Raw genomic sequence first — 26,229 nt, forward strand, 5'->3', positions numbered from 1 at the left:
CATTCGGCCTATCTCGCATCGGAGTTCCGCTTTTTGCCAGCGGCTAGGACGGCGGGCATACTCGCCGCTGTGTCAATATTCGGCACTTTCCGCCAGAATTGACCTAGCTGGCGCACACGTGTGCTCAGCAGCACGTAAGATAGAATGCCGACCGCGGCGCCGACACCCCCGACCACGATCGCAAGAAAGGTGGCTGACGTGAACTTGGTCGGGTGGATCGAAGCAGCTGCTGGTGCAGAGAACATCTCATGCTGCGCTCGCTCAACCGGCACGAAAACGACGGCCACCTTGTCGTATGATAGTCCTTCAATGCCATTGGCGACGAGCATCTTGATTTGGGGCAACAAGGCTGAGAGGTTCGCATTGGAACCATGTCGAATGAAGACCGACGCCGAGGACGGGGTCGCATCCTGTCGCAAAAGGTCGTTCTTCGGCAAGACAACATGAACCCGGGCGGAGAGAACCCCATCGATATCATTGATTGTGCGCGACAATTCTTCGCTTAGGGCATAAACGTAACGAGCGCGCTCCTCAACTGGGGACGCAACCAGGCCGGATCCCTTGAACACCTCCCCAAGATTCTTAAACACCTGGCGCGGCAAGCCCTGGCCATTCAGCAGTTCTATCGAAACGGCCAATTGCTTTTCTTCGACCTGAATCGTGCTGCTACCGTCCTTAGCGACAACACGGACTGCATCGACACCCTTACTAAGGAGAAGGGCAAGCATCTCGTTGGCTTCACGCTCCTGAACTTTCGTATAGAGATCGGCCTTGCAGCCGGCTAGCAACAGCACAAGCGGCAATAGGAGAACGGCATGCACCTGCCTTCCAGAAGTCGCGCCGCGACCGATCTTTCTTTGCGCGAAAAGAACCATCAACCGCCGCTCAGCCCGCTGATAGCAGCTTATTCAGAGATGAACCGACGGCGCCAGCACTCTTGGAGATGAGCGAAACCTGAATGACGCCGTTGTAAACATCCCGCAGATTCTGCAACGTCGACTCGAAATTGTCGGCACCTTCTGGTTTTCCGATAACATGGACATCGACTCCGTCCAAGCGCGAGATAGGCCGCGCGGCGGGCCCAAGCTGGACGCTCTTCGAAGGGCCCGGCTCGCCGATCGAAGGGAGTCCGGTCGAAGGATATGGTTTGCCTAAGTGCGCTCCAAAAAGATTCTGCAGAATGCGATCGCCCAGTGGACCTGTCTGCGCGACTGCACGCTGAACCTCCGGTACAGGTGGCGCCAACGCGCTGTCGGCCACCAAAGAGGCGGCGCCTTGTTTCGATGCCGCCTTTGCAAGATGCTCATGAAAGTTGCCCGGCGCCGATGAACACCCCTCGGTGAGACACTCGCCGAGGTTGGCAGAGATCGGCATCGCGCCAAACATCACGGAAGGAATCATTGCTCTCGCGTCTATTAGCTGTCGTTGCCGGGAACGGCTCGGCACCCTAGCGAGCCGAGCTGACCAAAACCTGACGTGGATCAAGAGCTACGTCATCCAAAAATCACGATTGGCTTCCAATTTGCGACGAAGTTCGTCTTCCAACTTTGGAAGAGTACCAGCGCATGACCGCCTGGAATACTCAACCACACCACGAGGCTGCACACGTTGAAGAACATTCTAATTGTTGGTGTTTTCATCTCCTTGAGCGCGGTTAGGGCGCTCGGCGCCACTCTAGAGCTGCCATCCACGCCTTATACTTACACAGTTCTGGATCAGGATCTCGCGGCCGCACTGCAGGAGTTCGGCAACAATTTGAATATTCGAATCAATGTCAGCACCCATGTAAAGGGGCGGATTCGCGGGCGCATGCCGGATCTCGCGCCGCGAGATTTCCTCGAACGCGTGACCACTCTTTATAATCTTCAGTGGTACTATGACGGGCTGGTGCTGTACGTATCCGACGCGCACGAGGCGGAAAGTCGCCTGCTTGTCTTAAACCCGGTCACTTTCGATGCATTCAAGGCGGCACTCGATGCACTCAAAATTTCCGATGAACGCTACGTCGTGAGAGCCGCACCGGAAGATGGACTGGTCTTCGCTTCTGGTCCGCCTCGCTTCATCGCGCTCGTCGACCAAATGCTCAACGGCCTAGTGGCGGAGGCCCAGGCGCGACGAACTCTTACGACAACCGCAAAGCCGGCGCCCGCGTCGGTCTTGATGTTGTTTCGGGGCTCCTCAAGTACGGTTATTCGTGATGGACGACCGGAGGGACCTGTTTTGCCCGAGGCGACGCATCAAGATAACGTGGCTCACGCGCCCGGCCCAAGCCAGAGATGAATTGGACAGCAAAAGTCGCTTACAACGGCGCTCAATGCGGTCGCGGCTTTCTTTGTGAGCATGTTGAAAGCTGATGCTGTCGGCATGAGAGCCCGAGACCTAGACGGTGATGCCTTCAACTGGAAAGGTGGGCAGCATCATTCTTGCGCTGGCTACGGCTTTAGCTCCACTCAACGATCGACGATCTCAACCGTTTGAGTACATTTGCCGGCAAACGGTGACTGATCCCATAATGCTTCATGGCGCTGACGGAGCAGACGCTAACCCTCTCGTAACGGGCCGTAAGCGCGCCCACTCGCCATCGCCAGACGACGCGGCAGTATCATTTAATTTTGTTGCACGAACCCGCGCCGATCTTCCGCGGATTGCAGGCCCGAGTTCCCATTTTTGCCATCTGCCGCGTGAGGACGCGACGGAGTGGCAGACACTTTTGGGGGGATGCGGGTATTGCGCAACACCGCATTCATGTCCGTTCGCGCATTCCGCTGAGCGCCGTCAGCTTCTCGAAAGCTAACTCCCGCTACTATAAAAGGGGGTGAATATCTAGCAGGCAATGAGCCTGTTGATCGGGACCTGAGCACTGGACGCTCACTCAGCCGCCGGGAGCAGCCGCCAGGAGTTGTTGGATCTGCCCATCAACACTTGGTGTTCGTCGCGAACTCGGGCTGCACGGTGTGACAGGACGGTGGCGCAATCTCACAGCACAGGATGTATAATGTCAGTCAACAACCTATCCCTCGCCGCCAACTCGAACGTGGCTTTGTCCGGGCTTGCCCCCGGGCTCACTCCGGCGCAAGAGCTGTCAAGTTTCGAGGCGGTGCTTGCGAGCTACGCCTTAAATGACACGACCGGCGATCATTCCGCACCACAGGATTCGGCCTCGGAGTCGACTAAGAACCTGACGGAGGAGCTCATACAGCTGACGGGGAATATCGTGCCACCCGACGTTAGGGCTGCATTGGACGCAGAAGCGTATAGCCAGCCCCCGCAGTCAACCTCTGCTGCGGCCTCCACTGCGATTGCAGCGGCGCCAGTACCCAGCTCACGGATTACATGGAACAGTGGCACTCTGACTGACACCGAGTTGCAGATTGTGTCGGTGCTGAACCGTCATAAAGATAAATGCCCCCTAGATTGGAAGTCGCTCGTAGATTTGGCGACGGACCCCTCCACACCGCCGGATCTGAAGACGGCGATCGAAGCATTGCAGCAGGATCCGGAGCTCTTCTATGCGATAGGCTCACAAGGCGATGGCCGCTGCGGGGGGACAATCAAGGCAGGAGATCTCTCCGGCTTCTCCGATCATCACTCACAAGTGGCTGCATTCCAGGAGCAGCAGGCGCGGCGCTACGAGCATAACTACGTTCCGTCGGACGGCACCGGAAACGGCCAGCCCTGCGTTATGACCCAGACCGACGCACTGCGTGAGCTCTATCGCTATTCTGATAATTTGCCCAAGAACCTGAGCCTCGCGGATTTCAGGCAGATCGTTGATGGCGAGGCTAAAACGGGTAAATGCCCACCTCAGGTTCTCGCAGCCGCGAGATACTTCCTCAATCATCCAGAGGAATGGAAACAGTTGTATGGCGGCTCGGTAGATAAGGTCCACAAAGAGGACTTCTTGCAGATGGCTTCGTCATCGATGAACCTCACGCATGCCGAGTTGGATACGCTAGGTACGATCAATAAGAACCAAGCGGCTTTTTTCGGGAAGGGTGACCTGACCCGGGAGACGCTCACTAGTATGGTCGATGACAAGAGTCTCGCCCCGGACGTGCGAAAGGCGGCCTCCCAGCTGTTGTCGGATCCTCTCTTGTTCGGATTGCTGAACAACTCGATCACAGGCTACAAGACCCACCACAAGTTCTTCGACTTCGGCGGCGGCCATACGGTCGATTCCGGCAACATCAGCAGTAACGATTTCACCCATTTCTTCAGCAACATGTCCGGCGCGAACCGCACCGCTCACCAATTGAAGCAGCACGCTGTTCAGCCGGCTGCCGACCAGGCGGCCGTCAAGGACATGATGACGGGCGTGGCGGACCAGCCGGACGTCAAGTCACCCAAGAAAAACGGAGGTGCCTTCATGCACGCCTTTGATGAAGTGCTCAAGGTGGGCTCCAACGTGCTTGACTGGGCTGCGACGGCAGTTGGTGTACTCGGCTTCATTCCAGGTTTGGGGGAATTGACCGATCTCGCGTCAATGATACTCGAGAGCGAGGCGCAAGCAGCAAATCTTCTGCACACAGCCATCACAGGCGGCAACATAAAGCAGGCGCTGGAAGAAGCGGGACTCAATCTTGCGGCACAGGCGGTGGGTTGTATCGGCGGCCCGGAGGTCAAACTAGCCATGCGCGAAGGCTTGACGAAGCAGGCAATTCAAGAAGCCGCGACGGCCGGCGTCAACCTTCCGGTCTCGATGGCACAATCTTACGCGGAGGACTATTTGAACTCCCTAAAGGAGCGGATTGAGTCCGCGGACATGCAAGCTGCAGGCGTTTACAGCTAGTCAGAGTGACTTGGGGCTCTCGGCTCACAACTGCGTGGCTAGACGAGCTTGCGCAGCCCTCGTGCGGTTGGGTCTCCACTCCAAACCGGTAGGGGCTCGCAAGCTTTGCCAGCATGTTCGAGCTCCTTACCCACATCCGACGACTTTGCTTCGCCGGTTTTCACCATGGCCCGCTTTATGTTTGGCTGGACTCGACCGGTGCTTCGAGAGCAGCCCCAAATGCGGCACGTCGTCGCAACAGTTCGATAGGCGGCCGTCCGGTTCCAACAGCCGACGCTGAACTTGTCGACTTTCTTAACACCGGGACAGAACGAGATGATGTCGACGAGAAGGCACACGCCGCACTGAGATGCGCAATAGGGCAGAACGAATGAGACCAAGGGCGACCGCTCGAGGCTTGCCCTTTGCCCGCTCAGCGGGAAAGTGCTCGATGACGCTGAGGGCTTAGCAGACTTGGCGGATTTGCCTTGACGCTCTAATCGCTTCAGCACGCTTAACATTCCAGGTCGTGTTTGATCCGATCTAGGCACATCGCCGCCTGCGCTTGGCAGGGAGAAATGTCTTAATGCCTTACCTGATGGAGATGCCGCCGGCGACGGCGAGCGGGACGTTATAGCATCTCGGCCTCAAAGCCTGATGATCAACGAGACCGCCCGATCAACCGGCTTCATAACATGATCGTCTTTCTTGGTGCCAACTGTCTGATCTCCACACGTGGCCGATGCACCAATCACGTCGAATTCGTTAATCCGCCAAAACCGGTTGAATTTCTGAGATCCGTCAGCTTGTCGAAAGCTAATGCTCGCACAGTGAGGAAAGCCACGACGGCATGACCACCTTGACATAGGAGACGCCTTTAATGCGCATTCCGAGTTCAAGCGCCACTGCGCGCGTTGCTCCTGACTTCCATGCTGCTCGTGGTGACAAGAACGGCTCCCGCACACCCGACGACAATGACAATCATGGTCAATCGCCTGGTACAAGCAGCGCTGGAAATGGCACGTCAACTCCGGACAGTAGCTCGCAAGAGGCCGCGTTGCGCCAAGCATTCAACGCCGCTCTCGGAGCCGCGGCTGTCCAAATGGCAAGTAATGCAATGGCTCGTTTCCATGAGGCCATTAGCGAGGAGGATTCCTGACGCCGGATGTTGCGGCGTCGGGAAATAGGAGCCGCCAGGAGCGGCGACACCCGAACACACAGGAGAACAATATGCCTTCTAAAATTGGTGCGACTACTGCCTCGGTCGCAGGGGGGGCCGCTGGCACCGCTACGGCCGCAGTTGGTGCTGCAGCTGCTGAAGTCACCGGAGACGCCGCTTGGCACGCCCAAATCGCCGCTCTGACTGCTGAAACCACCAAAGCGACTGAGAGGGATGTGCAACTTCGCATCGTTTCAACAGAGCTCACGACGATCAAGAAGGTCGCCGACGAGCGGGTGCAGTAACGGAGGAGGTGGGACGACGTCGTCGTTCCACCTTTCTTCGCCTGCGTAAGCTGCAAAGCTCGCAACGAGCCGTACGGCTCTCTCGCTGTTCAGGAGACCGTCGACCGTGAATGAACCACACTCCCTGCATTTCGAGGTGCTGTCGGGGCTTTACTCCGGGCTGACCGGCAAATTGGGCTTTGGATCGAGCCTGATTGGTAGCGACCTGGATGCTGACTTGGTTTTCATCGAACAAGGGCTCGAACGTCATCACTTTCGTATCACCCCCCATCACAATTCGATTGAAATCGAGCCTCTTGCGCCGCAAGTAAGGATAGAGGGACAACGGGCACTTCTCCCGAACGAGCGCGTTGCTGTTTCTCTTCCCGCCGTCATCCATGCGGGCGAGATGTCCATCCGTTGTTCCATAGAGGATTCCAAACAAGCTGGCTCCATCAGCCGCTGGCTCGGATCGACCGCGGTACTCGCCTCTGTCCTGATCAGTTCCGTCGCGGTCGGCGCCGTCTCAACGAGTTTCGTCGAGACGGACAGCGCTGTTGACGTGAACGCCGACTTGCACCGTAACGTCGACGTTGCACCTAAGCTGGCGCCCAACGCTCCTGATGCTCCGACCGCCGAAGCAGCTGCCACACGGCTGCAAGAGGAAGTTGATCGAGCGGGCCTTTTTGATATCAAAGTCCGATCTGAGCCGGGTGTTGTCGCTGCTGACGGTACCGTAACGCGCGCTTCTCTCCCAAAGTGGCGGGAAGTTCAAGAATGGTTCGATCGCGATCGAAAGGACGCATATGTTCTCGTCAATGCAGTCGCCATCAGGGAGGAGAAGACGCCGTCCTCGATTTCCGTCGAAGCCGTTTGGCGAGGAAGTGAGCCATATCTGGTCATCGCTGGTCAAAAGTATTTCGTGGGCGCGCTGTTGAATAACGGATGGACCGTCAATGGGATTGAGGAACGACGTCTGCTGCTGAGCAGGAACGGCCGGCTTGTTGCCCTCCCCTATTAGAGTTTCAGCCCGCGAATAAGGAGGAAAGACTCATGACTAGGCTGTCTGAGCATTCGCTTGAGCCCGGCGCCTCTTTTGAGGAGCTCAAGGTCGACGACAACCCACCTGCTATTACGCCGGCGACTGCTAGAGCCACGGAATCCGCAATCGAGAGAACTCATGCAAATGGTGGCAAGAGCTTCGCGATTTTCCAGGATGATCCCCCGCAAGATCTGCCTGTTGTCTCCGCGATCGTAACCGCACTGGACCTTACCTCTATTGATCCCGTTTCGCGCGTCAATGTCAACGAGGCGCGCGGCGAGATTGGTGAGATCAAGCCAGGCTCAGAACTTGCTTGGCTTAATGGTCCCAGTCTCGCGGACAACCTGCTCTCCTTTGTCACGCCGCGCCTATTTCATTCGCATGTTTTGCGCCCAGAGAAGCAGGGCATTCTTCTCGAGCGTTTGGCCGATACGCTCTCGGCCGCGCCAGAGAGTTCGGTGTCTCGTGAAGACCTCGCGATTGTGCAGTTGGAGCTGCGACGGTTAATTCTGCTCCGGCAGAATGACAACGGTTTAATCAAAGGCTAGCAATGGCCGCGCCTGACGGAGAGCAACACCTCACACCTGCTCCGCCGCCACACTTATCACGTGCCGGTGAGGTTTTGCACATCACAAGAAGGGAGCGTGATTTGCTCTGCGCGCTTTCGTATGTCCATCTTGCCTGCGGTCAGAGCGCACAGAGCCTGGCTCTGTTGCAAATCGTAGCTCACGAACATTCTTACGACGTCGAGCTGCTCCGCATTCTGGTCTACGCTCTGATCTCGGAGGGCCACGGTGACGACGCATTGGCGGCACTGGACAGGTTAGACAAGCTTGACGACGACCCGTCTTCGCGCCTGCCTTTGATGGTCTTGCGCAGTCATGCGCTTCGTCAGGCCGGCCGCATGGCCGAGGCACGCGCACTCTTCAAGAGCTATGTTTCATTGCGGAGCGCTGCTCCAATCAAACAATAACAGGCTTCTCATGGCCAATACCCTGCATAGTCTCATCGTGCGCGCACCAGCTAACCCAGATTTGATGGTCGCGTTGATGCTTCTTCTGGCGATCGGAATGATGATCATGCCGATCCCGATCGTATTGATCGACATGCTGATCGGCTTCAACCTCGGCTTTGCCATACTGCTGCTGATGGTGGCCCTGTATCTCAAGACGCCGCTTGACTTTTCGTCCTTGCCAGGCGTCATCCTGATCTCGACCGTCTTTCGCCTAGCGCTTACCGTCGCGACGACGCGGTTGATTCTTGCGGAGGGGGATGCCGGCAGCATCATACATACATTCGGCGATTTCGTTATATCCGGCAATATCGCTGTTGGCATCGTCATATTCCTCATTGTGACCATGGTGCAATTCATGGTTCTCGCCAAAGGCGCAGAACGGGTCGCAGAAGTGTCGGCGCGTTTCACGCTCGACGCGCTTCCGGGCAAGCAGATGGCAATCGACGCGGAACTGCGCAACGGGCACATCGATCAGAACGAATCTCGCCGTCGGCGAGCGGCGCTGGAGCAAGAGAGCCAACTTCACGGCGCTATGGATGGCGCTATGAAATTTGTGAAGGGCGACGCCATCGCCGGGCTCATAGTTATCTGCATTAACATGCTGGGCGGCATCACAATCGGCTTGCTCTCCAAGGGCATGCCCCTGGAGGAGACGCTGCATCAATATACGATCCTCACCATAGGTGATGCGCTAATTTCGCAGATCCCGGCTCTGCTGCTGTCAATTACGGCTGCAACCATTGTCACTCGTGTCAATGGTCCTTTGCAGCTCAATCTGGGTGGCGATATTGTCAGCCAACTGACGGCCAGCACGCAAGCGCTGCGGTTGGCCGCCGGCGTCCTGATTGTGATGGGGCTCGTACCGGGTTTCCCTTTGCCTCCGTTCATCATGCTGGCCGTACTCTTCGGCGCGGCGAGCTTTGTCAATGTTGGCGTGCAGCGCGCCAAGAACGCCGCCAAGACGGAGGTCAGTAGCGCCGGTACGCCTCAAGCTCCATCGCAGGGTCAGAAACAGACCTTGCCTGCAGAGGCCCTTCCAATCGCGCTGTTCCTCGCACCAAACCTTGCAGGTGCAATCGACAAAGAGGAACTCGAGCAGGCAATCGTGCGAATATCGACACTGGTCTCATCTGATCTTGGTATCACAATTCCGCGCATACCAACCAAGATAGACCAGCTTTTACCTGAATCGCAATTCAGGGTAGACGTTGAGGGAGTGCCCGTTGGGCGAGATTTTGTGGATCCGACGCAACTCATGCTCAACGACGACGTAGCGAATATTGAATTGAGCGGTATCCCCTTTCGGCAAGACGTAGAGACAAATCGGATTTGGATCGAACAACTTCATGCGCCGGCTCTCAAAGCAGCCGGGATAGGGTATCACCGTCCGAGCGAAGTCGTCGCCTTGCGCGTCCAGTCGACATTGATGCGCTATGCACAGCGCCTGGTGGGCATTCAGGAGACCCGACAATTGCTGGGCCGAATGGAGCAGGAATATGCCGATCTGGTGAAGGAGGTGCTGCGCACGATGCCGGTTCCCCGGATCGCCGATGTCCTGCGCCGCTTACTGGACGAGGGCATCCCAATTCGCAACACTCGCTTGGTCCTGGAGGTGTTGGCAGAATGGAGTGAGCGCGAACAAAATGTTGTGTTGCTTACCGAATATGTTCGCTCCGGTCTGAAACGGCAGATCTGTCATCGCTATGCCAACGCCCACCGTGTCGTGGCAGCCTTTATCGTAGAGCGCCACACCGAGGATATCGTGCGCGGTGCGGTGCGCGACACCGCCGTGGGTCCTTATCTCGTTTTGGACGATTGCGATAGCGAGATGCTGCTTTCGCAGTTTCGCAAGATCCATTCGAGCATCGCACGCGGTCAGAGCCAACCCGTCATTCTGGGTTCGATGGATATCCGGCGTTTCGTCCGGGGTTTTCTCACCCGCAACGGGATCGACCTTCCTGTTCTTTCGTATCAGGATCTCGCTGCGGATTTTACGGTTCAGCCGATTGGATCCGTCAAGCTAGAGGCTTCACAACATAAGACTTCCCCAGGAGAGCGTCGTGACCCGATCGCCGCAACCAGCTAACAAAGGCACAGCAGTGGTCGTGAGATAGCAGTTGAATTTATGTAAAATGAATGTCTGGCGGCGGTTGTTCTCACTTGATCCGAAGTTATACTCAGCCATCCTCGCTCCGCTTGCCATTCTGCTACTCGGAGGCTGCGCGAGCTCGCCTAAGCCCAGTCCTTCATCGCAGCAAGAGACCGCTCCAGAACGCTAGGCGACAAGGATATCGATCCTGCTATGCGCGACCGCATTGCCTACGCTCTCCAAGCGGACGCTGACGAGGAGACTTTTCGCGAAACGTTGAAACAACAACCGGGCAAGGTCAATGCGGCGATTCCTCTGGCGCGTGCCCTGCTGGTGCGCAAGCGCCCGGATGAGGCGCTTGATGTCCTCGACAAGGTCTTGCTCGCGGTCCCTGCAGACCTGCGCGCCCTGAATTGCGAAGGGAGTTGTGCTTGACAGTGAAGGACGTCACCGTGAAGCACAAGCGCTATATCGGCAAGCTCTCGCAACGACCCTCGATAATCCGATGCTGCGCAACAACTTAAAGCTGTCGCTCGTACTTAATGAGAAGGCCAAAACAGGAAGCGCGAGCCTACAGCAGTTTTAGCCGCCCATCAGGGGGCGCAATCTCGCTAGCGCCGTTGCTCGCTAACGATACATTTCCTGCAGGGTTTGGTAGGTTGAGCACGGCTCAGCCTGCATCCGCTGGGGTCCTTTTTCGGCTAACGGGTTAGTCGCGAGTCAATGTGCAGATGCTCTCTTATCCCCGAGGCTTGGGATTGCGTGTGCTGGTTCTGACACTCATGTCTGTCTTCCAGCGACCTAGTGTATGCGATGGAGAGAGCATTTGCTGGTTTTTCTCTACAGCAACGCCGAAGAAACATTACGCACGACGCAAGCAATTCGCATTGCTTGTCGCACCGGCCGCCGACGAACAACTTGATGGTATGCTCAGCACGAGGTGGCTCGACATCTCTCCAGATTTGGCGTCTTCGATCGAAACGGCCGAAGACACACCATCAGATTCGCTCCTCAAACGGAAATCACTTTGGACCGTTCTGATGGTGGACATTGGCGCACACCGCGACTGGGCTGGAAACCGGCACGATGACGCGTGGCCCCCATGGCGTCAATCCGCGAATGATTCCTCCTCTCCGGATGCAAATGGAAAGCCCCGGCTCGAAGCCGGGGCTTTTGTTGAGCTATCATCGCCGCGCAACTCTCATAGACCACGGTGCGGTTGTTACCAGGGATCTCATCCGGTCAAAGCGGTCGGCTTCGACCCGCCGAGGACTCAACGTAAGCCGACAATGTCGACTTACGTTGCTCCACCGCCCGCCGCGACACGAACGCTTGCAGATCCGCGCTACATAAAGTCACCGTCCTCGTCGGAATCTGCTGCAGCTTCAGTATCACTGTCCGCTTTGGAGAGATAGCGCCGAGAACTAGTTGCACGTTGCCATTCACCATCGCTGTTTAGCTCCCACTTTCCGGACTGGGTGGGATCGAGCACCATGTCGTCCTCATCCACTTCAACGAACCCCATTGCTTGCGCGCGGGCTTTCGCTTCTGGATTAGCAGGACGCCAATTCACCAACGGTCGTTCGCCGTCTTGCCGAAGTTGGTGCTCGAGCAGAATATCGCCAGCATTCGTGACAAGCGGATGAGCCACCTGAAAGTCGACAACTGAGGTGACTTCACTTCTTCCGGGGAACTGGTCTCGCCACCTACCGCTTTCGAACTCAGTCATGCTGAATCCGCGTTCAGTCCTTTGCAGGCCGACGCTCATATTTCCTAACTGGTAGCTGTAGTATCGGGCGTCCTCGGAATCTCTTCTGACGGCGTACTTCTCGGCAACCTCTACCGTGCGCCTTGCTCTTTCAGATACAAGCTCAGAGTATTCGTGAGGATTGTTGGCGATTCGATTGATAGCTTCCCCATGATAGTTCCGCGCCTCTCTCCTGAATGTCGCTTGATCGATCTCAACCACGGGTGGCCTTGCAAGGAGGGCATATTGCGGATGCGAAGATGAGCTGCCGGCCGAATCTTGCAACTGCATTCTAGCGAACGCGTCCGCGAAGTCTTGGCTTTCGCAATTCGAATGCTCCGCATCTTGCCGATAATAAGTTTCGTTCTCGGAAAAATTGTTGATTCGACCGTACATGATGAGCACTCTCCTATGGTTCACATGTCTTGCATTGTGTCGGGCCGCTGACCAACCCACTCGTAGACCCCTAAGCTGTCCATACTCTGACACCAGCCTATAAATGGAAGGGACCTGCTGCTGCGCGGTGCTGGTCAGCGAGTACAGTTTCGGCGCCATGCCTCGGAACCGGTTGATGAGCGCCGTAACGAACAGGCCTCGCCTCCGCTAGGGCGAGGACCTTCCGAATAGAGTTGCATCATCCAAGCTCGCTCCTCCTCAGCATAGGATTAAATCAGACAATTCCCCTCTGACGATGTCGATTCGGGAGAAACAACAGGCTCTAGATCGAGATCTTACTTGGCCTGTTTGGATCGTGGTCGAGTAGCTCAGCCATTTGGCTTTCGCCCTCACAGATCCGGGCAGGCGGCTTTCCCGCACCCGGCTCTTCCCGAGAGTAACCCGCGTCATATCCGCGCCTGCGCCCAAGTGCGAGTGATGCCCGGACCGGGCAGACGGAAGTGTGTCGTCAGGGTCTCGAACTCCGACCAGCCCATGCGCCGACTTTTCTGGCTACGCCGTCTCAGACAGCGCATCCACGTCCGACGCACTTCGCGGTAGAAGCCGTTGAGCGCTGGATAATTGTGCGGCCTGCCGTAGTAGCCGTAGTGTCCACGCAGAACAGCGGCGAACCACTGGTGCTGCGTGGCCAGTGACTCGTGCATGAGCCGCCAGGCGTCCTGGCGCAACGCCGTCAGCTTGCGCGTCAGGCGTTTCCCGTCCGTCTTGTGCTTCACCATGAACCGGCCGTCCCGGGTCCGCCCGCAGTAGTGGGTGAAGCCGAGGAAGGCGAAGGTCTCGGGCCGCCGCTCGCCGCGCCGCTGACGCGAGAGGGCCTCAAACCGGCCAAACTCGATCAGCCGCGTCTTGCCCTCATGAAGCATCAGGCCAAAGCTGGCCAGCCGCACCTTGAGGGCCAAGAGCATCTCCTGCGCATCCGCCTTACTCTCGAAGCCCATGACGAAGTCGTCGGGCATAGCGCACGGTGCGACCGCGTGCATGGCGACGGCGCCATTGGTGGGCCCAGAGATCGAGGACGTAGTGCAGGAAGACGTTGGCGAGGAGCGGGCTGATGCCCGCCCCTTGCGGAGTACCCCTGTCCGTTTCTTGCTTCTCGCTGCTCTCCAGAACACCGGCCCGCAGCCACAGCCCAATGAGCCGTAGAATGCGAGGATCGGCGATCCTGTGCGCCAGCATCCGCAACAGCCACTCGTGGTCGACCGAGTCGAAGGAAGCGGCCACACACTACCCATCGCCATGATATCCCAGCTTCGGTGACGATCACGCGCAAGCGTCACGCATTCGAAGGTCAGGCGTTGGCCGTGATCGGCACCATTAGGCGGCGCGGCGTCCGCTATCTCCTCACAGTTCTGCCAGATGGCAGTCGGTCGTTGATTCCGGCGAGTTGGACCGATTGGAAGGTTGAGCCGCTTGGAGGCACGCCGCCGACCGATGACGCTGTCCACGATCTCGGCAGGCTCGGTGATTTGCTCCACTTGCGCAAGCTCGTCGACGCTCTTTGCATCGGGGGTGCCGAGTCGGCGCCGTGCAAGGAGAGTCGCCATGCAATTGAACCTGGAGTTTTTCGATCAGCCCGATGTTCCACCAAGCGCGCCAGCAGCGTGGGACCAAATCGACGAAGCCGCCCGCATGGCGGCAATCGAGATTCTGGCGCGCCTCATTGCACGCCTGCTCCCGGACGACCTGGCGATGGAGGCAAGCGATGAGTGAGCGCGTCAAGATTACGTCAAGTCATCTCTCTCGACAGGCTTTCGTCTATCTGCGCCAATCCAGCGCCGCACAGGTCGAGCACAACCGCGAATCAACCGACCGGCAATATGCGCTTGCCGGCAAAGCGCGTGACCTCGGCTGGCCCGATGAACGCATCATCGTTATCGACGAGGATCTTGGCCTCTCCGGTTTGGGCTCGGTGGCGCGTTCGGGCTTTGCCCGCCTCACCGCCGAAGTGGCGCTCGCGCGCGTGGGCCTGGTGCTCGGTCTCGAAGTCTCGCGGCTCGCGCGCAATAACGCCGAATGGTACCGCCTGATTGATCTGGCCGGATTTACCGACACGCTGATCGGCGATGCCGACGGCATCTATCATTCGGCCGTCTTCAACGATCGCCTCTTGTTGAGGCTCAAAGGCACGATGAGCGAAGCCGAACTGCACGTGCTGCGGGCTCGCCTCAACGGCGAATCCGCAACAAGGCGGCGCGGGGTGAACTGCGCCGCGGGCTGCCGGTCGGCTTCGTCTGGGGCGAGGCTGATGGCGAGGTCCGCTTCCATCCTGACGAAGCTGTCGTCATCGCCATTCGCAGTGTTTTTGCACGCTTTGCCGAGATGGGATCGGCGCGTCGCGTTTGGCTCTGGTTTCGTTCCGAGGGGCTCACGTTCCCGCTGCAGCTGCACGCCCGTGCCCAGATCCGTTGGGTCGAGGCAAGCTACACCGCCATCCACCAGGTCTTGACCAATCCCGTCTATGTCGGCGCCTATATCTATGGCAAAACGCGTCAAGAGACGATTCTCTTTAGCACTGGTGCCCGCAAGAGGCGGATTCGATTCTTGCCGCGTTCCCAATGGCAGGTTCTCATCCCCGAGCATCATCCAGGGTTCATCGACTGGCAGACCTATGAAGCAAATCAGCAACGTCTCGCCGCGAACACGCGACCCCAGCCGCACAAGGGCGGCGGCGCCGTGAGAGAGGGCAACGCCCTCCTGCAAGGTCTTGTCAGTTGCGGCCATTGCGGCCGCCGCCTGCACACCCACTATCGCGGACGCAATTCTTCGCCAGGTTATCACTGTGCTGGCAAAGTGCTGGTCGAGAACCGAGGCGTTTACTGCCTCAATATCGGCGGCGTTCAGGTCGATGACGCCATCACCCGGGCGTTCATTGCCGCGTTGGAGCCCGCCAAACTGACCGCGACACTCACCGCCGAGAGGGAGGCGACGGGAAGTCTAGTGTAGTGAACACCTAACTTTCGTGCGCTAGTGTCGGGGGCCGCGTGAGCTGTCGTTGTGTGAGTGAGCAAACTGCTCGTAGATCGAGCTAATCAGCTCAACGGGGATGATATCGAAGCGGTATGGAAATAGCGAATGCTGCCCAGTCTCCGGGTCAATGGCTTCGAGAAAGTCCGCAACCGAACAAAGTGCTTATGGCGCAAGCGGCTCATTGGCATGGAGGCTGGAAACATGTCTCCGTTGAACGTGGCGCGAAGCCATGCAAATAACGCGTGCGAAGACGTCGTATTGCGTAAAGCGTCAGGCAACGTGTCTTCGCCGCAATGTTTTTTGAGCTTGCGCTTATCTACGATACCGCGGTCGACGAGATACTGGGTAAATATTACTCGGCCGATTAGACCTTGAGCGATGCCTCGCTCTAGGTCATCAGCGACGAGGTCCCGCTCGAGAGCGCTTAGATCGGACAGAAGCCTTTGATCGACGGTATTCTTCCGATTGATGGAATCGTTTCGAAGCCAGAATTGGCCGCTCTCCATTGCGAGGCGCCCGGCGAGTTCGTCCAGCGCGGTTAGCTCGCTAGCGATGATCTTGAACGTGTGGAGTCGGTTAGCTTCCGCATCGCCTTGTGCAAGCGGCCGGCCAAAGCCGTTGTAAAGCTCGATTGTGCTCGGGCTGACGATCCACAGGAGGGGCGTGTCGTGCCCATGGCGTCGCCAGCCTCTCAAGCTCGCTCGTCGATCACGCGAAGTCAAAGGAACTTGCCGTTCGCACCAGGGACGTCGCGTTACCAACGGCCCCGAGTAGAGCAGTTGTTCAATCGGTTTCCTCTTAAGCACGCAAGATGCGCTGAAAGCGCCCTGGCGTTCACCACAAGTCGGCAGCCGACATTTATCGGAAATTGAACGGTGATGGGTTGCGCCGGCTCGCCGCGAACAGAAGCCCTGCGTCCATTCCGAAGCCGAGCTTTTGAGTGTCTGCCTTTCGCAAGAACCGTTAGTTGCGGGGATACGCAACACCCGATTGTTGCGTTTGGTAGAACAGGAAATTCCGAGAGCCTCTGCATAACTGATCAGAAATGGCGACTCTGCGCCCCAACGCCTTCTAAGCTGTTGATTTAAAAGGTAGTTCATCGCTGCGCAGGTTGCTCGACCTGCTTCGCGAGCGCTAACCGGATCTCTCGGCCGCTCGAGGGACGGAATGAGTGTCACTTCGCTGGGGACATCGCAAGGCGCGGTCGGTCGCCACAAAGCGCTCGATCATGGGAGGAATCAATTTAGGGGGCTCTGTTGGCGTCGCGCTGCGGTTCCGTGTCAGAATTTCCGCGTTGTCCGGCCTCTAACGGGGCTATTTCATGCCTGTGATGTCTGGTTGCTAAGACGGTCGCCGGACATCCACACGATGACGAGGTTGGCCGAAGCGTTGAAGGAGGTCTTATCCTAGTGTCTTGAACCAGAAGTTCGCAACATCGGGTCTTGTTTTTCCGGGGCGCTGTAACGACAGAAGCGCTCGATGGAAGCAAGGATGTCGTCGGCGGATTTGGTCCATCGGAACGGTTTCGGATCGGCGTTGTGTCGTTCGATGAATGAGGCGATGTCTGCCCTGAGGGCGGCTACGCTGCGATAGACGCCGCGCCTGATCTTCTTATCGGTAAGAAGCGCGAAGAAGCGCTCGACCTGATTGAGCCATGACGAACTGGTCGGGGTCAGGTGCACATGCCAGCGCGGCCGTTTAGCCAGCCATTTCCGGATCAGCGGAGTCTTGTGGGTGGCATAGTTATCCATGACGAGATGGACGTCGAGTTGGCGGGGCACAGCGGCCTCGATCTCGTCCAAGAACTTGCGGAACTCGGCGGCACGGTGCCGTCCGTAGCACTTGCCGATAACCCGTCCGGTCGCAATGTCGAGGGCGGCGAACAGCGATGTGGTGCCGTGTCTTTTGTAATCGTGGCTCCTTCGGGCCGGCTGGCCGGGACGCATTGGCAACATCGGCTGACTGCGGTCCAACGCCTGGATTTGCGACTTTTCGTCTACACACAGAACGATGGCGTGTGCCGGCGGCGAGACGTAAAGGCCTACGACATCGCGCACCTTGGCCACGAAGTTCGGATCGGTCGAGAGCTTGAACGTCTCCATCCGGTGCGGCTGGAGGCCGAAGGCCCGTCAGATGCGTTGTACCGTCGATACGGATAGGCCGCTCGCCTTCGCCATGTCCCGGGAGCTCCAATGAGTGGCGTTCTCAGGGCAACTCTCCAACGTTCTCACGATCACGGCTTCGATGCGGGCGTCGTCAATCGTGCGAGGCGCGCCGGAGCGCGGCTCATCATGCAGCCCGGCCACGCGCTGCTCCACAAAACGTCGTCGCCACTTGCCTACTGTGCCCCGCTCCAGGCCTAGCTTGGCCGCCACGTCCTTGTTCTGACCACCTTCCGCGCAGGTCAGCACGATCCGGGCTCTCAAAGCCAGCGCCTGCGCCGTCTTCCGCCGCTTCGTCAGCGACGTCAGTTCGGCGCGCTCGTCATCGCTCAATATCAGGGGGGCAAGTTGCTGGACCGCCATCGGAGACTCCGTCGCTGTTTGCCGCCATCTTTGGCACAGCGACGCGAATCTAATGCGAATCTACGATTGCGAACTTGTGACTCAGGACACTAGAGTTTTACTTCACCGATCTGGCGAACAGTCGTTGCAACGCGACTGCAAAAAAAGGGAGGCTGCCAACTGCGCGGGTGTGAATTGGCCGGATAGCTCTCGACTTAAGCAATGGTTTCCACGATTTCATAGCGCCGGATCAGCGGTCCGATCCCCTCGTTGAGCAGGGTCAGGACGTTCTGCGTTGTCGGAGCGAGGAGTTCAATCCGCTCGATGCGAACTGGACTCCATGAAGGCTGCTTGTCCTCATCCGAGGCGATTTCCTCGCGGAGTTCGAGAACGATCTGTCGCACCTCTTCCAGCTCTGCAAAAAAGAAACTCTGGATTCCTGTGTCTTTCCAGCGATCTTCGTTCGGCTCAATCTCGCGTGAGTAGGTATATAAGATCATGGTTCCTCGCCTGCATGGGCGGCGGCGATCAAGGTGAGACCTTAGCGACAATCAGGATGAGACTGCGCGGATGGGGACGGACCGAAGGGAGGGCGTAGCCCGACCGGAGGACCGTTCCCATCGGCGTCGCGTTTTTCGGACCGGTCTGGCGGCTGGGTGCGGCTGGTGCAAGCTGTTGATTCGTCTCGACAAGAGGGAATCGATGCCTTGCCTGGCCTTCACATCACCGACCACCAGATGAGATGGGATGGTTGCCGCCCTCCCCAGACGGCATCGTAATGTGCCAAGAACGCAGTGTTTGAACCCCGAAGCGAAGAGGACGGCAAATTGATGGATACGGTGATCGGAGTGGATCTAGCCAAGAATGTGTTTCAGCTCCACGGGGCGTCAATGGCGGGACACTTGAAATTTCGAAAGAAACTGTCGCGGCTTCAGTTTCGGAAGTTCATGGCGGGCCACCCATCGGCAGTGGTGGTGATGGAAGCCTGTGGCAGCGCCCACTATTGGGCACGGGAGATGGTCAAGCTCGGCCATGAAGTGAAACTGATCGCTCCGCAATATGTGAAGCCTTTTGTGAAACGCCAAAAGAACGACGCGGCTGATGCCGAAGCAATCGTGATCGCGGCACAGCGCCCCGAGATGCGCTTCGTCGAGCCGAAATCGGAAGAACAGCAGGCCAGGGCAGTGCTCTTTCGGGCTCGGAAGCGCCTTGTTCATCAGCGCACCGATCTGGTGAATGCGCTGCGTTCTGTTCTCTACGAATTCGGCCATATCATCCCGCAAGGAATCGAACAACTTAAACGCATTGACGCAATCCTCGAAGATCCGAACAGCGATCTACCAGAACTGGTCCGCGAGGAATGTCGGAGTCTCATTGATCAGATCGCCTACAAGACGGAGCGGATCGATGCCAAGGCAGAGCAGCTCAAGAAGTTGGCGACGCGGACGGTCACGGCGCAGCGGCTGCAGACAATGCCGGGGGTCGGCCCGCTGACCGCACTCGCGATCGAGGCTTTCGCGCCCGACATGGCGGCCTTTCGACGTGGCCGAGACTTCGCGGCTTGGCTCGGCTTGGTCCCACGGCAACATTCCTCAGGGGGAAAGGAAAGGCTCGGACGCGTTTCGAAGGAAGGACAGGCGGACATTCGCCAGTTGCTCATCGTTGGGGCGATGTCGCGGCTGAACTGGCTCGGGCGCAAGTCGATCCCTAGCGGATCCTGGCTGGCGCAGATGCTGGCGAGGAAGCCGCGCATGCTTGTGGCGATCGCCTTGGCGAACAAGATGGCTCGGACGATTTGGGCCATGCTCACCCGGAAGGAGGATTATCGGAACCCAGCGCAGGCAGTGACGGCATGACTGCATGCAGCACGAAATAGCCTGACGTTGGCGAAGGGGGTGTGAGAAGGCGACGACCCGAATGGGCGCAACGATCGAACAGATCTGGATCAGGAAACCAGCTAGAGCCAAAGAGCCGACGTGCTCGGAGATGAGAATTGGACCTGGTCCGCGGATCACCATACCGGCCAGCGGCTTCTGAAAATGCCGTAAAGGAAGGCCTGACAGAAGACCGCACTCGATCACACGCCAAAGGGTCAGAAACTTCTTGCATTGCGGGCGGCAACCACAGAAGGCTGTACATGACCTACCGACTGACATTGTCTCCCGAGGCCGCGGCGGCCAAGGCGGGGTTCTCGAAAGCGAGCGCGTATCGGATCGAGGACGATTTGCGCCTGCCATCGCAGAAGAAGGTGCCGAGAGGCCGGCGACGGTCCGATCCGCTCGTGCCCTATTGGGACGCCGAGATCGTTCCGATCCTGAAGGCTGCGCCCGGCATCCGCGTGATCGGCGTGCTGGACGAGCTGCGCCGTCGGCATCCCGACCTCAACCCCAACATCCGACGCACGCTGGAGCGGCGCATCAATGCCTGGCGGGCGCTCAATGGCCCTGAACAGGACGTGATCTTCCGCCAGGAGCACGAGCCCGGTCGTCTGGGTCTGTCCGACTTTACCGATACAAGCCCGCTCGGCATTGCCATTGCTGGTGAGACGCTCGATCACCGGCTCTACCACTTCCGGCTGGCGTTCTCCGGCTTTGAGCATGCCCATGTCGTGCTCGGCGGCGAAAGCTTCGTCGCCCTGGCCGAGGGCTTGCAGAACGCCCTGTGGGCGCTCGGCGGCGTTCCGCGGGAGCATCGCAGCGACAGCCTGTCGGCAGCATTCCGCAATCTGGCGGCCGACGCGCGGGAGGATCTGACACAGCGCTACGCCGCGCTGATGGGCCACTACGGCATGGCGCCAACGCGCAACAATGCGGGCATTGCACACGAGAACGGCTCGATCGAGAGCGCGCACGGTCATCTCAAACGAGCGCTGGAGGATGCGCTGTTGCTGCGGGGCACGCGCGACTTCATCAGTCTCGATGCCTACCGGGCTTTTGTCGACGAGATTGTCGGCCGGCGCAACGCCAACCTCGCTAAGCGGATCGCGCTCGAAAAGGAAGCACTGGCGCCACTGCCGAAAGGCCGCACGACCGACTTCGAGGAGAAGGTGATCCCGGTGACGTCGTCAGGCGGCTTCATCCTGCGGCGCGTGTTCTACACTGTGCCTTCAAGACTGATTGGCCATCGCCTGCGTGTGCGCATCTTCGACGACCGGCTCGAATGCTTCCTCGGCGTCACGCCGGTCGGGACGCTGCGGCGCGGGCGGCCTGTGTCGGAGAACCACGGCGGGCATGTCGTTGATTATCGGCACGTCATCCATGCCCTGCGGCGCAAGCCGATGGCGCTCGTCAATCTCGTCTATCGCGATCAGCTCTTCCCGCGCGCGGCTTACAAGCGCCTCTTCGAGACCTTGCGGGAGCATGGCGACGACCGGCGCGCCTGCAAGGTGACGGTCGAGCTTCTGGCTCTGGCCCATGAGCGAGCCTGCGAAGCCGAGCTCGCCGAGGCGATCGCGACCGCTCTCGATGCCGGACGGTTACCCGATCTTGCGGCATTGCGCGATCGCTTCCGACCCGAGGCGGCCTCGATCCCGAGTGTCGCCGTCAAGCTGGCGTCGCTCGACGTCTACGATGAGCTGGCCTCCGTCAGCGTCGTGTCGGCCCACTCGAACCTGGGAGGAGCAGCATGACCAGCGGAGCTACCTCCATCGATGCCGCCCGCGTCGAGCTGCTGCTCAATGAGTTGCGCCTGCCCGGCGTCAAGGCGATCTGGCCGAAGCTCGCCGCGCAGTCGGACAAGGAAGGCTGGCCCGCCGCCCGCTTCCTTGCGGCCCTTGCCGAGCACGAGGCAGCCGATCGCACCCGCCGCCGCATCGAACGACACATGGTGGAAGCGCGTTTGCCCGCCGGCAAGACGCTCGCCACGTTCGAGTTCGAGAGCGTGCCTATGCTGTCAAAGGCACAGGCGATGGCGCTCGCCGCCGGTGACGTCTGGTTGAAGACCGGCGCCAATCTGCTGCTGTTCGGTCCACCCGGCGGCGGCAAGACCCATCTCGGCGCAGCGATCGGCCTGGCTCTCGTCGAGGACGGTTGGCGCGTTCTCTTTGCACGTACCACTGATCTGGTGCAGCGGCTGCAGGTGGCCCGGCGCGAGCTGGCGCTGGAGTCCGCAATCGCCAAGCTTGACCGCTACGACCTCCTGATCCTCGACGACATCACATATGTGAGCAAGGACCAGGCGGAAACCAGCGTATTGTTCGAGCTGATCGCCTCCCGCTACGAGCGACGCTCGCTGCTGATCACGGCCAATCAGCCATTTGGCGAATGGGGGCGTATCTTCCCCGATCAGGCGATGACACTGGCGGCGATCGATCGCCTGGTGCACCACGCCACGATCCTCGAGATGAACGTCGAGAGCTACCGTCGAAAAGTTGCTCTCGATCGCAGGCGCGGTCCAGGCCGGCCGCCGGTTCACGCCACTCCAAATGAACTCGAGAAGGCGGTGACTGACGCTGGCAATGCCGCTTGATTGTCGCGCAGCGTCAATCAAGCCTTGCCAAGCCCGCAGCCAGCGTCAATTATCTTCTGACTCGGCCGCCTCGTCTCATCTTGATTGACGCGCCGCTCTCATCCTGATTGTCGCGCCATACCTGCATACCTGCGATATCCCCGCCGGTCTTATACTTTCCAATTCTGCCATGGAAGATCAAATCCCTTGTTGAGGACGATGTAGTTGTCACTCTCCGGCTCGTGCGAGTCCGATGAAGTGCGTGCACTCCGGGCGGCAAACGGGCAATGGCGCGACACCTCCAGGCCTTCAGCCATCTCGTGAGGACTTGTCGACAAGATCGGACAGCTTCAGTTGGAACTGTCGCCGTCGGAATCCCTGCAAACCGTCCCTGACGGCGAGTAAATGCGTCCAGCACTATGGCCGTATGGGCGGGGGCGATAGCCAACGACAGCTTCCGTGGCGTCGGGCGCTGCATGGTACCAATCGTTGCCCACGAGTAGTAAATTCAAATTGCAGGCTTGTGTGGCAAATATCCGGTTCAGGAGGCAGCCGCACTTGCGCTCACAGCGCCGGGGCGTCCATTCCTACGCGATTGGGTTCAAGGAACCTATTCTGTGAGTGCGTAGGGTGGACTGCCCCGGCCCAGTGAAGATCGGGCCAGTGACGCTATCAACCATCAAGATCGATAGCGAGCTAGTGCGGAGCCGATACAAAAACCCGACGCTCATCTCATTAGCACTGTGAGCGCTAGCGGTACGAGGAAAGATGTGATTAGTGCGTTTAGGCTCATAGCAATTCCAGAAAACACGCCAGCCACCTCGTCCACCTGAAATGCTCGCGCGGTGCCGATCCCGTGCGCGGCGATTCCTGCCGCAAAGCCACGAGCCCGAAAATCGGTGATGCCGGTACGGTTCATCAATCGCGTGACAACGGTCGCTCCCATGATCCCGGTGAGGATGACCGCGACTGCCGTCAGAGACGGATCCGCCTGCAGCGTTTCGCTGATGCCCATTGCGACCGCGGCCGTTACCGACTTCGGGGCAAGGGACAGGATCACCTCGCGAGGCAGGCCGGCAGCCTCCGCAAGCAGCACAATCGAGAAGACGGCCGTGACCGAGCCCGCAACGAGCGCTGCCAGCATCGGCACGATCGAGGCAAGGACAATCTTGCGATTTTCGTATAGCGGGACCGCGAGCGCGACGGTTGCCGGGCCGAGCAGGAAATGCACGAACTGCGCTCCGCCGAAATAGATCGCATACGGCGTGCCAGTTGCGAATAGAAACGCGCCGATGATCCAGACCGCGTGCAGCACGGGATTGGCAAGGGCATGACGGCGAAGCGCAAGCGACACGGCATCCGCGATTGCATAGACCAGCAAGGTGACCGTCAACCAAAGCAACGGGGATTGCGAGAGATAGACCCAGAGGGAGAACGGATTGTCCTTCACGGTGCCTCGCTGAACAGCCGACTGATAAGGCGGAACGTCAGAACCGTCGCAAGCAAAGTCACCATGACCGAGACAGCAAGGATCAATATTATAGCGAGCCCGTGCGTCGCGAGGAGATCGAGCTTTTCCACGACGCCAATGCCGGCTGGGACGAACAGGAGCGACAGATGCTTGAGCAGCCCCTTGCTTGCTGTTTCCACGCCGCTATTTCGTAGTGGGCCTCGAGCGATGCTTGAAAATCTGTCACGGGCAAGCAGCAGAATCAGCAAGAGCAGGAGCCCGAGCACGGGACCTGGCAGCGGTAGGCCGAGGCCCCGGGTGATGACTTCGCCGGCGAGTTGGCAGAGCAAGATAAGACTGAGACTTGCAAGCATGAAACACCCTGAGCGGCACATTCATATCAGGAGGAGCTACCGAAAAATTGTCCATGGCCGCGTGGTCGAGAACCGACCGCCCCTTCTTCGATTTGCTCAAGTCCGAGACGGCTTCTGACCACATCAGGTGCTCGCCCGGATCACGAACTTAGTACTGAGATATCCCTCGATTGCTTCCACCCCGCCTTACGAACCGTAGCTGGAATCCCTGATGTTTCCGAACGGGACTTCTGAAAGCGCCAAGCTAGGTATTTGATGGACACCATACCGCTTTCAAGCGGTCGGCCCCGAAGGCACAAGCCGTCGATTGGCCTCCTCGGCGACCTCGTCGTAGCTCTTGAATGCAATGATCTGGCGCGAGCGGCCAAACGACTCTTCATTCATGATACACGCCTCGGGCGAGGTCCCCGTCAGGACCGTTGACTCGACGAAGAACCCTTCGTTGCCAATGCGCTTGCCATCGGTCTGCAAGAATGCGCCGCGCTGGACTGACAGCGCCGGCAACGAAGCTCTCCATCGCATCGGCCAGCCGCGAATTGGCGAGTTGTCCCCCATTCGCGTATCCTTCTCGAACACATTTCCGACCTTGATGCGCCAAGCTTCTATCGTAGTTCGCCAAGTCGGCCCTTCTCGCCACATTTCAGACCTTTCTTGATAGGGCATTGAATTCGAGCAGCAGGCAATCCGCTATGCCTTCACCATGGCTGCGACCACCAGGAAGGAATGAACGCGTTCTCTGAGAAGCGTTCGCCGAAGTTTCGGGGTAGCTAGACGAGAAAGAGAGCTGGGGAGTAGTCATCAGAGGCCGTTGGGTCTGCACCGGCTATCGCGGCCGGACACCGGGCTTGCCAACCACAGGGAACGTAAATTCGATTCCCGCTTCAGAAAACGTCTTCCGCAACGTTTCCATCAGCTCATCAGACATCTGGGGAGTGTCATTGTACTCCTCCAGCCGCCGAATGACCGCGGAAGACACGCCCGCTCGCTCCGCTAGCTCCTTTACCGACCAGTTTAACATTCCACGCGCTGCACGCAGTTGCCTCCCCGTGACCTTTGAGGCCCCTCTTCGCTCCCGCGCGAGTATATCATGGTGTGCGTCGCTCCACGTGCCGAGCCATTCTCGAACGCCACCCTCGCTGTTCTTGAGGGGCACCGCCGCGCCCTGGTGCCAGCGATAGATGCCGTCCGGCCGGCGCAAGCGACATTCGACGTTATAAGGCTGCGCTGTCTCGACCGAGACCGCCCACTCTCTTAGAGCTGCCTCGCGGTCATCCTCATGGATGAGACCGATCCAGTCCTTGAAACGTGATCCATGATCTTCGGCAGTCTCTAGCGCATTGGAAACTGCAGTGAGGCGACCATCGCTACTGCTTGTCCATGGGAAACCCCGACAGATCTCAGCCAATGCCCTGTAGCGCTCCGCTTCTACTTTGAGCGCGTCCAAGAGATTGCGCTGTTCAGTGATATCGCGCGCGAGCCCAAGAATGCACTCTGGTTTGCCGGCCTCATCGAGCAGCGGTTCGGCCCGGCCGTGGATCCAGCGCAAAGTTCCGTTCGGACGGATGACACGAAATTCACCCTCGAGCAACGATCGATTGAGCTCCCGTGCGCCGAAACAGCGCATGCTGCTGCGGTCATCGGGATGAATCCTTTTCTCGATTTCCGCGTATGCTGGCGTAGTTCGACGCGGATCCAGCCCAAATAGCTCATAAAGGCCACGGGACCATTGCATCTGGCCGTTGCCGTCGCTGCGCCACAGTCCGACAGAGAGCTTCTCTTCCAAGAATGGAAGGACATTTGCAAGGCTGAGGCCGCTCTCGAAGTCAGGCAATGTGAGCTCCTGGCCGGACCTGGGGCCGAGTTCGGTGCATCTCGCGCGCGATCATCTTTGACGCCTCGCCCTCCTCCCGACCGCAACCAAGACGCCT

The 26,229-nt window shown here is 58.7% G+C and carries 25 protein-coding genes and 3 pseudogenes; 15 read left to right on the forward strand and 13 right to left on the reverse strand.

Translation table 11 applies throughout. The features are described from left to right. Positions 1-8 precede the first annotated feature (8 nt). Both sctJ and X265_RS40950 read right to left on the reverse strand, forming a co-directional pair. Entirely contained in the window at positions 9-875 is an 867-nt protein-coding gene (gene sctJ, locus X265_RS39980; RefSeq protein ID WP_128929719.1) for a type III secretion system inner membrane ring lipoprotein SctJ, read from the reverse strand. Between the two features lie 10 nt (positions 876-885). Next, positions 886-1,401 (reverse strand): nodulation protein NolB, encoded by a 516-nt coding sequence (locus X265_RS40950; RefSeq protein WP_232995593.1) that lies wholly within the window; start codon positions 1,399-1,401, stop codon positions 886-888. A gap of 207 nt (positions 1,402-1,608) precedes the next feature. On the opposite strand from X265_RS40950, the gene X265_RS39990 reads away from it, so the two are divergent. The 8 genes from X265_RS39990 (at position 1,609) to X265_RS41870 (ending at position 10,792) form a co-directional block, all read left to right on the forward strand. Next, positions 1,609-2,280 carry a nodulation protein NolW gene (locus tag X265_RS39990; protein ID WP_128929720.1) on the forward strand — a complete coding sequence of 224 codons (672 nt, stop codon included), beginning with the start codon at positions 1,609-1,611 and terminating at the stop codon, positions 2,278-2,280. Positions 2,281-2,995: 715 nt separating this feature from the next. Further along, the gene (locus tag X265_RS39995) at positions 2,996-4,789 is read left to right on the forward strand and encodes an HrpF/NolX family T3SS translocon protein (RefSeq protein ID WP_128929721.1); all 1,794 of its coding nucleotides are present in this window, start codon (positions 2,996-2,998) and stop codon (positions 4,787-4,789) included. A gap of 1,209 nt (positions 4,790-5,998) precedes the next feature. Beyond that, on the forward strand, positions 5,999-6,232 hold the full coding sequence (locus X265_RS40000; RefSeq protein WP_128929722.1) for a hypothetical protein: 234 nt from the start codon (positions 5,999-6,001) through the stop codon (positions 6,230-6,232). A 106-nt stretch (positions 6,233-6,338) separates the two neighbouring features. Then, a complete protein-coding gene (locus X265_RS40005) occupies positions 6,339-7,232 on the forward strand; it encodes a SctD/MshK family protein (RefSeq protein WP_128955094.1) in 894 nt (297 codons plus the stop codon). Positions 7,233-7,264: 32 nt separating this feature from the next. Then, a complete protein-coding gene (locus X265_RS40010; protein WP_128929724.1) occupies positions 7,265-7,801 on the forward strand; it encodes a hypothetical protein in 537 nt (178 codons plus the stop codon). A 2-nt stretch (positions 7,802-7,803) separates the two neighbouring features. After that, complete coding sequence (locus X265_RS40015) at positions 7,804-8,226, forward strand: histidine kinase (protein WP_128929725.1); 423 nt, start codon at positions 7,804-7,806, stop codon at positions 8,224-8,226. A gap of 10 nt (positions 8,227-8,236) precedes the next feature. Continuing rightward, positions 8,237-10,354, forward strand: a complete 2,118-nt coding sequence (sctV, locus tag X265_RS40020) for a type III secretion system export apparatus subunit SctV (RefSeq protein ID WP_128929726.1) — start codon at positions 8,237-8,239, stop codon at positions 10,352-10,354. 216 nt (positions 10,355-10,570) lie between these two features. Then, positions 10,571-10,792 carry a tetratricopeptide repeat protein gene (locus tag X265_RS41870; protein WP_232995594.1) on the forward strand — a complete coding sequence of 74 codons (222 nt, stop codon included), beginning with the start codon at positions 10,571-10,573 and terminating at the stop codon, positions 10,790-10,792. A 910-nt stretch (positions 10,793-11,702) separates the two neighbouring features. On the opposite strand, the gene X265_RS40030 is transcribed toward X265_RS41870, so the two are convergent. From X265_RS40030 to X265_RS41875, 3 genes are all read right to left on the reverse strand, one after another. Further along, entirely contained in the window at positions 11,703-12,500 is a 798-nt protein-coding gene (locus tag X265_RS40030) for an effector protein NopP (RefSeq protein ID WP_276575808.1), read from the reverse strand. A gap of 446 nt (positions 12,501-12,946) precedes the next feature. After that, the gene (locus X265_RS40035; protein WP_232995595.1) at positions 12,947-13,516 is read right to left on the reverse strand and encodes an RNA-dependent RNA polymerase family protein; all 570 of its coding nucleotides are present in this window, start codon (positions 13,514-13,516) and stop codon (positions 12,947-12,949) included. Further along, positions 13,482-13,736, reverse strand: a complete 255-nt coding sequence (locus X265_RS41875; protein WP_232995652.1) for a hypothetical protein — start codon at positions 13,734-13,736, stop codon at positions 13,482-13,484. Before X265_RS41875 ends, X265_RS40035 begins: the two co-directional genes overlap by 35 nt. A gap of 77 nt (positions 13,737-13,813) precedes the next feature. On the opposite strand from X265_RS41875, the pseudogene X265_RS42550 reads away from it, so the two are divergent. The 4 genes and pseudogenes from X265_RS42550 to X265_RS41885 form a co-directional block, all read left to right on the forward strand. Continuing rightward, a pseudogene (locus tag X265_RS42550) lies at positions 13,814-14,047 on the forward strand (hypothetical protein); the annotation flags it as partial. Between the two features lie 55 nt (positions 14,048-14,102). Continuing rightward, positions 14,103-14,270: a DUF2309 domain-containing protein gene (locus X265_RS40955; RefSeq protein ID WP_164933827.1), complete on the forward strand. Its 168-nt coding sequence runs from the start codon at positions 14,103-14,105 to the stop codon at positions 14,268-14,270. After that, positions 14,263-14,697 (forward strand): annotated as a pseudogene (locus X265_RS41880) (recombinase family protein); the annotation flags it as partial. The gene X265_RS40955 and the pseudogene X265_RS41880, both read left to right, overlap by 8 nt. A 182-nt stretch (positions 14,698-14,879) precedes the next feature. Then, complete coding sequence (locus X265_RS41885) at positions 14,880-15,503, forward strand: recombinase family protein (RefSeq protein WP_206733160.1); 624 nt, start codon at positions 14,880-14,882, stop codon at positions 15,501-15,503. An 86-nt stretch (positions 15,504-15,589) separates the two neighbouring features. Here the strand turns inward: X265_RS41885 and X265_RS40045 are convergent, their stop codons facing one another. The 4 genes and pseudogenes from X265_RS40045 to X265_RS40060 form a co-directional block, all read right to left on the reverse strand. Beyond that, positions 15,590-16,222 (reverse strand): hypothetical protein, encoded by a 633-nt coding sequence (locus tag X265_RS40045; protein WP_128929727.1) that lies wholly within the window; start codon positions 16,220-16,222, stop codon positions 15,590-15,592. Positions 16,223-16,661: 439 nt separating this feature from the next. Continuing rightward, a complete protein-coding gene (locus X265_RS40050) occupies positions 16,662-16,814 on the reverse strand; it encodes a DUF2274 domain-containing protein (protein ID WP_128930165.1) in 153 nt (50 codons plus the stop codon). Between the two features lie 119 nt (positions 16,815-16,933). Beyond that, positions 16,934-18,052 (reverse strand): annotated as a pseudogene (locus X265_RS40055) (IS630 family transposase). Between the two features lie 194 nt (positions 18,053-18,246). Next, positions 18,247-18,531, reverse strand: coding sequence for a hypothetical protein (locus tag X265_RS40060; protein ID WP_128929728.1), 285 nt, complete (start codon positions 18,529-18,531; stop codon positions 18,247-18,249). Positions 18,532-18,861: 330 nt separating this feature from the next. On the opposite strand from X265_RS40060, the gene X265_RS40065 reads away from it, so the two are divergent. From X265_RS40065 to istB, 3 genes are all read left to right on the forward strand, one after another. Then, the gene (locus X265_RS40065; protein WP_164934317.1) at positions 18,862-19,887 is read left to right on the forward strand and encodes an IS110 family RNA-guided transposase; all 1,026 of its coding nucleotides are present in this window, start codon (positions 18,862-18,864) and stop codon (positions 19,885-19,887) included. A 281-nt stretch (positions 19,888-20,168) separates the two neighbouring features. Then, positions 20,169-21,659: an IS21 family transposase gene (gene istA / locus X265_RS40070; RefSeq protein ID WP_128929730.1), complete on the forward strand. Its 1,491-nt coding sequence runs from the start codon at positions 20,169-20,171 to the stop codon at positions 21,657-21,659. After that, the gene (gene istB / locus X265_RS40075; RefSeq protein ID WP_128955095.1) at positions 21,656-22,498 is read left to right on the forward strand and encodes an IS21-like element helper ATPase IstB; all 843 of its coding nucleotides are present in this window, start codon (positions 21,656-21,658) and stop codon (positions 22,496-22,498) included. The genes istA and istB overlap by 4 nt, the downstream gene beginning before the upstream one ends. Before the next feature lie 706 nt (positions 22,499-23,204). Here istB and X265_RS40080 read toward each other — a convergent pair. The 4 genes from X265_RS40080 to X265_RS40095 form a co-directional block, all read right to left on the reverse strand. Next, the gene (locus X265_RS40080; protein ID WP_128929732.1) at positions 23,205-23,927 is read right to left on the reverse strand and encodes an LrgB family protein; all 723 of its coding nucleotides are present in this window, start codon (positions 23,925-23,927) and stop codon (positions 23,205-23,207) included. Then, positions 23,924-24,301: a CidA/LrgA family protein gene (locus tag X265_RS40085; protein ID WP_128929733.1), complete on the reverse strand. Its 378-nt coding sequence runs from the start codon at positions 24,299-24,301 to the stop codon at positions 23,924-23,926. The genes X265_RS40080 and X265_RS40085 overlap by 4 nt, the downstream gene beginning before the upstream one ends. Positions 24,302-24,574: 273 nt before the next feature. Next, positions 24,575-24,964: an aldehyde dehydrogenase family protein gene (locus X265_RS40090; protein ID WP_128929734.1), complete on the reverse strand. Its 390-nt coding sequence runs from the start codon at positions 24,962-24,964 to the stop codon at positions 24,575-24,577. Between the two features lie 160 nt (positions 24,965-25,124). Next, positions 25,125-26,132 (reverse strand): PAS domain-containing protein, encoded by a 1,008-nt coding sequence (locus X265_RS40095; RefSeq protein ID WP_128929735.1) that lies wholly within the window; start codon positions 26,130-26,132, stop codon positions 25,125-25,127. Positions 26,133-26,229 lie beyond the last annotated feature (97 nt).

The organism is Bradyrhizobium guangdongense (genome assembly GCF_004114975.1).
Lineage (GTDB): Bacteria > Pseudomonadota > Alphaproteobacteria > Rhizobiales > Xanthobacteraceae > Bradyrhizobium > Bradyrhizobium guangdongense.